Genomic DNA, 1,654 nt, shown 5'->3' with positions numbered 1-1,654 from the left:
GGTTTAAACGGATAGGAACAAAAAAATCCCTGTCAACCAATTTTAAGGTAACAAGAGATTTATTTTATTATTTACTTTTTTCTGAATATGAATATCCCAATAAGTGCAACAACTATTATAGCGAGAATTCGCCATGAATGCGGTAGAAATTTAGTTAACCATAGGGCAGCAAATACCGTGGCTATTGCCAAATAGCCTAATCGTTCATTGGGTTCAAATTTCTTCCTATTGAAGAATACATTCAAATAGCCTATCGGCGGGGTTATAATGATCATTAAAATTATGACCATTGGTCTTAAATACCACTTTCTTTTCATTCTTCCTCCGTTATTCGTCGTTGTTAATCACAGTTATTAAAGGAATTATCAAATCCATTGTCCATTGTTACAGTCAGAATAGCGCGTTCACCAGTTGGTTATTGTTGGTTCGATTACATTATAAACTTTTTTTCATCAAGAAGCGTTTTGAGATCTCCATCCCCTACATTCGTTGCAAATGCACCTTCATGACCTACACCCCGATTATAAAAGCTTATTCTCATATTCTTTGAATCACTTTTAAGCTTATATCAATCAATAGTTCTATCTGTGCCTAAATCAATCATAACCATCTTATCTTAAGGAAGTAAATAGATTCGATACATAACCCCTAGTGATAACCGAGGAGCTGGTAGTTGGGTAGGTCACAAGCTGGATGACTATCCGGACGGTACAAAAGTAAAATTTATTGTTAATTAAATACTTTTTTCTGAAATGAGGTTGACTTTTTTAATTGATTTAATGTTCGACAAAATTCCCCTTACTTCTCACTATACAAAGTGTAATATTTATAACTGTTTGAAATATTTATATAGGAGAAGAATTATTATGAAAATTTTTAAGAAAGTGTTCGTCCCTTTATTAGCAGCAGTATTACTCTGCGCGACTGTTTTACCTTCGGTGAGTAATGCTGAACAGGCCACTAAGCCAGAGGTAAATCTAGTTCAAACAGAAGTTATTCAGACTGATCGTGGAGAGGCCACTGTAACAACCAACTTTAATGATGACAATCATAGAATAACGACTGTTGTTGAGAATGGAAAAACAACTAAAATTGAGTATTTCCCACAAGATCAAACTTTGCTGATTGACGGCGTAAAACAGGAGAACTTTAATGTTAAAGAGAGCCGTTCTGATTTTTCGTTAAATGCTGTTCCTTCAGGTGGAACCTTTGTAGGCAAGTTTGATTACTCCTATGATTGGGTGAACGTAGGGATCGTTTTTGCAGCAGGGATAATATCAACGGTTACTAAAGCTCCTGTATCAACCATTCTTGTAATTATAGGTGCTGGAGCAAGTTTGAATACCCAAGCTTACTACACCATTTATCAATATTCATATCCTAGGAAATGCGAAGCTATCCCCTACGCTAACCATACGGTGTTCTATCAAGATGCTTCACGAAATAAAGTAATTGGTACGGCTGACTCTGCGAAGTTCTTTAGTTCACAGCCATACCCTATTGGATGCACTCCGTGAAAAAATTATTAAAACGTGATGCAAGTATTTTGCTAGGCTATGCAGTGTGTCTAGGAGTTTTTTATGCACTGGGGTATAAGTTGAATGCTATGATGGTTTATATTTTTTTGGCTGGACTTATAACAGGGGAAATAATT

Annotated in this window: 1 protein-coding gene and 1 pseudogene; both read left to right on the top strand. The window is 35.7% G+C overall.

From position 1 onward, the window contains the following. Positions 1-632: 632 nt before the first annotated feature. A pseudogene (locus tag C1I60_RS26395) lies at positions 633-737 on the top strand (NucA/NucB deoxyribonuclease domain-containing protein); the annotation flags it as partial. 129 nt (positions 738-866) lie between these two features. Beyond that, the gene (locus tag C1I60_RS00440; protein WP_137060009.1) at positions 867-1,517 is read left to right on the top strand and encodes a hypothetical protein; all 651 of its coding nucleotides are present in this window, start codon (positions 867-869) and stop codon (positions 1,515-1,517) included. Positions 1,518-1,654 lie beyond the last annotated feature (137 nt).

The sequence above is a fragment of the Paenibacillus terrae genome (assembly GCF_005217525.1).
GTDB classification, from domain to species: domain Bacteria; phylum Bacillota; class Bacilli; order Paenibacillales; family Paenibacillaceae; genus Paenibacillus; species Paenibacillus terrae_C.
The sequence above is the reverse complement of the archived record's forward strand: the minus strand, read 5'-3'. Positions and strand labels throughout refer to the sequence as shown.

Coding starts and splice junctions, on each gene's coding strand:
- C1I60_RS00440 (WP_137060009.1), top strand. CDS start 867: ATGAAAATTTTTAAGAAAGTGTTCGTCCCTTTATTAGCAGCAGTATTA.